Genomic DNA, 4,150 nt, shown 5'->3' with positions numbered 1-4,150 from the left:
GCCCAACCCCGGTCTTGCCGTGTGCGCAGGACAGCGCACACGAGCAAGGCGCCATCGAGCTTACATGGACGTACTTGCAGCGTGTCCTGCATTGTCTCCCCCTCCCGCGCGCCTCGACGAAGGGAAGGCGCCACGACCGCAATGCCTCTGGAAACGATTACGCCTACCCCCGCTCACCCACGCGCAAGTCAGACCAGCGACAATAGGCGTTTTCCCGTTGCCGAGACCTGCCCGCCCATGTCCCGTACCTCGTTGACCCGCTTCCTGATCCAGCAGCAGCACGCCGGCCGCATCAACGCCGACCTGCGCCAGCTGATCGCGGTCGTCGCCCGCGCCTGCACCAGCATCTCCATCGCCGTCAGCAAGGGCGCCCTCGGTGGCGTGCTCGGCGAGGCCGGTACCGGCAACGTGCAGGGCGAAGCGCAGAAGAAGCTGGATGTCATCAGCAACGAGATCCTGCTGGAGGCCAACGCCTGGGGTGGCCACCTCGCCGCCTGCGCATCGGAGGAAATGGACCACAGCCAGCCGGTGCCGGACATCTACCCGCGTGGCGATTTCCTGCTGCTGTTCGATCCCCTCGATGGCAGCTCCAACATCGACGTCAACGTCTCCGTCGGCACCATCTTCTCGGTGCTGCGTTGCCCGACCAACGTCGAACTGCCCGRCGATGACGCCTTCCTGCAGCCGGGCAGCAAGCAGATCGCCGCCGGCTACTGCATCTACGGGCCCAGCACGCAGCTGGTGCTGACCGTCGGCCACGGTACCCACGCCTTCACCCTCGACCGCGAAACCGGCGAGTTCCTGCTGACCACCGAGAACATGCAGATCCCGGCGGCCACCCAGGAGTTCGCCATCAACATGTCCAACCAGCGGCACTGGGAAGCGCCGATGCAGGCCTACGTGGAAGATCTGCTGGCCGGCAAGGCAGGCCCGCGCGGCAAGAACTTCAACATGCGCTGGATCGCCAGCATGGTCGCCGACGTGCATCGCATCCTGACCCGCGGCGGCATCTTCATCTACCCGTGGGACAAGAAGGAACCGGGCAAGGCCGGCAAGCTGCGCCTGATGTACGAAGCCAACCCGATGGGCCTGCTGGTGGAGCAGGCGGGCGGCGCTGCCTGGACCGGTCGCGAGCGCATCATCGACGTGCAACCCGACCAGCTGCACCAGCGCGTGCCGGTGTTCCTCGGTTCGCGCGAAGAGGTCGCCGAGGCCGTGCGTTATCACCAGGAGCATGACGCGAAGAGCGTCTGACAGCGGCCATCCCTATAGCGGTCATGGCAGATTGATGACATGACCGCAGGGTGACAGCAGCAGCTGCAAACGGCACCATCAAGCCCTTGCCGTCGAAGGAATGCACGCATGCACGAGCCGGGCCCGGTCGATTTCATCGAGGTCATCCACAACGCCGTCCCCAGCGACGTGTGCGCTGCGATCGTCGCGCGCATGCGTGCAAGCCAGGGCCTGAAACCCGGCGCAGTGGGCAGCGGTGTGTTCCCGGAACTCAAGCACAGCAAGGATCTGCGGATCAGCGGCGTGGATGGCTGGCAGGATGTGGACCAGCAGCTGCAACAGGCGGTATTTGCGGGTCTGCAGACTTATCTACGCCGTTATCCACAGGCATTGATCGCGCCGTTGATGTTGCAGATCCAGGACAGCAACGGCCAGCCGCGACGCCTGTCGGCCGAGGATTTCCCCGACATGGCGCCGGAGCAGCTGGCGGATCTGGCGCGCACCTGCCTGCGCCCGGGCGCGATCAACCTGCAGTGGTATGCGGCGGGCGAGGGCGGCTACCCGTACTGGCACTGCGAGCTGTATCCGAAGGACGCGCAGGCCGAGACGCTGCACCGGCATGTGCTGTGGACGCTGTACCTCAACGACGACTTCGACGAAGGCGAAACCGAGTTCCTGTTCCAGGGCCGGAAGATCGCACCGCGCACCGGCAGCCTGCTGATCGCGCCGACTGCGTTCACCCATACCCATCGCGGCAACCGGCCGCAGGGCGGCGACAAGTTCATCGCCACCAGCTGGATCCTGTTCCAGAGCGCGCAGAAATTGTTTGGTGGGGGTTGAGGCACAGCACCACGGCGCGACCGCGACGACCTAGAACAAACTCCCCTGCGGCGTATCCACCTTCGGCGGCAACGGCTTCTCGAACCGGCTGCAATCCAGCTTCGGCCAATGGCTGTTCTGCGCGTTGAAGCCCAGCCGCTTGCGCGCCAGCTTGAAGCGGTTGTTCAACAGATCTGCGTAAACACCCTGGCCGCGCATGCGCGTGCCGAACTGACTGTCGTAATCCTTGCCGCCGCGCAGCTGCTGGATGGTGCTCATCACATGCGCGGCGCGATCGGGATGATGGGTTTCGAGCCAGTCGCGGAACAGCGGTGCCACTTCCAGCGGCAGGCGCAGCAGCACGTAGCCTGCAGTGCTGGCGCCGGCGTCGTGCGCGGCTTCCAGCACGGCTTCCAGTTCGCTGTCGTTGATCCACGGAATCACCGGCGCAACCATCACGCCCACCGGAATGCCCGCCTCGTGTAGGCGCTTCATCGCACGCAGCCGCGCATGGGGTGCCGAGGCGCGCGGCTCCAGCTTCGCCGACAGATGCGGATCCAGCGATGTCACCGAGAAATGCACGCTGACCAGGTTCTCCGCCGCCAGTGGTGAGAGCAGATCGATGTCGCGCTCGACCAGCGCATTCTTGGTGATCAGCGAGAACGGATGCTTCGTCTCCAGCATCACTTCGATCAGCTGGCGGGTCAGCTTGAACTTGCGTTCAATCGGCTGGTACGCGTCGGTGTTGATGCCCAGCGCGATCGGTTGCGGCACGTAGCCCGGCTTCGACAGTTCCTTGCGCAGCAGCTGTGGCGCGTTGGTCTTGGCAAACAGCTTGGTCTCGAAGTCCAGGCCAGGCGACAGGTTCAGATAGGCATGCGAGGGGCGGGCGAAGCAATAGGAGCAGCCATGCTCGCAGCCGCGATACGGATTCACCGATTGGCTGAAGCCGACGTCCGGGGAGCTGTTGCGGCTGATGATGCTGCGGGCGGTCTCCGCGCGTACTTCGGTGCGCAGGCGCGGGGCGAGGAACTCCTCGCTGCCGTCCACTGCCCAGCCGTCGTCCACCGCTTCGCTGACGGTGCTTTCAAAGCGCCCCGCGAGATGGGACGTGGAACCCCGGCCCTTGATGGCGGCCTGGGCGTTGCGAGGGGGGTGCTGCATGTTGCCCTCCGGCCGTTACGGGCTATTAGTATTATTGCTAACCACAGGCAGCGCAAGCGGCCAGGATTCACGTAGCTGTAGGCGCGCAGGGGCATGGGGCGACACGTTGACCCCAGACTTGTCCACAGGGTCGTCTGGCTTGGGCCCGGGCGCGCGCCATCGCCGCGGCAGGCCAGCATGGGCCACGGGTGTCTCAGCAACTGCGATGGGAAGATCGGCTACAGGGGCGCTTGCCAGGCCGAAACACGGGACCTGCCGCACGTCTTCGGGCTTCAATCTGCCGGGGAAGTCCCATGCACTCCTACAGCAGTGCCAGGTAGCCCTTCACCGTGGCATCCAGGCCGTCGTACAGCGCCTCGCCGATCAGCGCGTGGCCGATCGACACCTCCAGCACCTCCGGCACGGCCGCCAGGAAGTCACGCAGGTTGTCCTGCGACAGATCGTGCCCTGCATTCACACCGAGGCCGACGGCCTGTGCACGGCGCGCGGCGGTGGCGAACAGTTCCAGCATGGCGCGGGCGTCGCCGGCAGCATGGGCCTCGGCGTAGGGGCCGGTGTACAGCTCGACGCGGTCGGCGCCGACATCGGCGGCCTGCTCCAGCAGCGGGTTGCCGGCATCCACGAACAGGCTCACCCGGCATCCCATCGCTTTCAGCTCGGCCACCAGCGGGCGCAACCGCTGCGCATCGCGTTCGAAGTCGAAGCCATGGTCGGAGGTGATCTGGCCATCGCCATCGGGAACCAGCGTGGCCTGCGCCGGGCGCGTCTGCGCGCACAGCGGCAGCAACCCGGGGTAGCCCTCACGCGGCGGCGCGAACGGGTTGCCTTCGATGTTGAACTCCACACCACGGGCACGGGTCAGCGCCGACAGAGCCAGCACGTCCTCGGCGGTGATGTGGCGGCGGTCGGGCCGCGGGTGCACGGTAATGCCATG

General features: G+C 65.9%; 4 protein-coding genes. 2 read left to right on the top strand and 2 right to left on the bottom strand.

Features of this window, described 5'->3' with window-relative positions; genetic code table 11:
* Window positions 1–237: 237 nt before the first annotated feature.
* Together AB4Y84_RS15020 and AB4Y84_RS15015 are read left to right on the top strand one after the other, a co-directional pair.
* Window positions 238–1,254 carry a class 1 fructose-bisphosphatase gene (locus AB4Y84_RS15020; RefSeq protein WP_442250367.1) on the top strand — a complete coding sequence of 339 codons (1,017 nt, stop codon included), beginning with the start codon at window positions 238–240 and terminating at the stop codon, window positions 1,252–1,254.
* 108 nt (window positions 1,255–1,362) lie between these two features.
* Window positions 1,363–2,073 carry a 2OG-Fe(II) oxygenase gene (locus AB4Y84_RS15015; RefSeq protein WP_032978467.1) on the top strand — a complete coding sequence of 237 codons (711 nt, stop codon included), beginning with the start codon at window positions 1,363–1,365 and terminating at the stop codon, window positions 2,071–2,073.
* A 30-nt stretch (window positions 2,074–2,103) separates the two neighbouring features.
* On the opposite strand, the gene AB4Y84_RS15010 is transcribed toward AB4Y84_RS15015, so the two are convergent.
* A complete protein-coding gene (locus AB4Y84_RS15010) occupies window positions 2,104–3,216 on the bottom strand; it encodes a PA0069 family radical SAM protein (protein ID WP_442244256.1) in 1,113 nt (370 codons plus the stop codon).
* A 301-nt stretch (window positions 3,217–3,517) separates the two neighbouring features.
* Window positions 3,518–4,150: pyridoxine 5'-phosphate synthase (locus tag AB4Y84_RS15005; protein WP_442250366.1), on the bottom strand; the 633-nt coding region annotated here is incomplete at its 5' end.

The organism is Stenotrophomonas sp. 2YAF22 (assembly GCF_052114665.1).
In the GTDB taxonomy this organism is placed as follows: domain Bacteria; phylum Pseudomonadota; class Gammaproteobacteria; order Xanthomonadales; family Xanthomonadaceae; genus Stenotrophomonas; species Stenotrophomonas indicatrix.
Note: the sequence above shows the minus strand (reverse complement) of the source record. Positions and strands in the feature narration are given on the sequence as shown.

Bases quoted from the DNA above. Each gene is read 5' to 3' on its own strand.
- AB4Y84_RS15015 (WP_032978467.1), top strand. From the start codon at position 1,363: ATGCACGAGCCGGGCCCGGTCGATTTCATCGAGGTCATCCACAACGCC.
- AB4Y84_RS15010 (WP_442244256.1), bottom strand. From the start codon at position 3,216: ATGCAGCACCCCCCTCGCAACGCCCAGGCCGCCATCAAGGGCCGGGGT.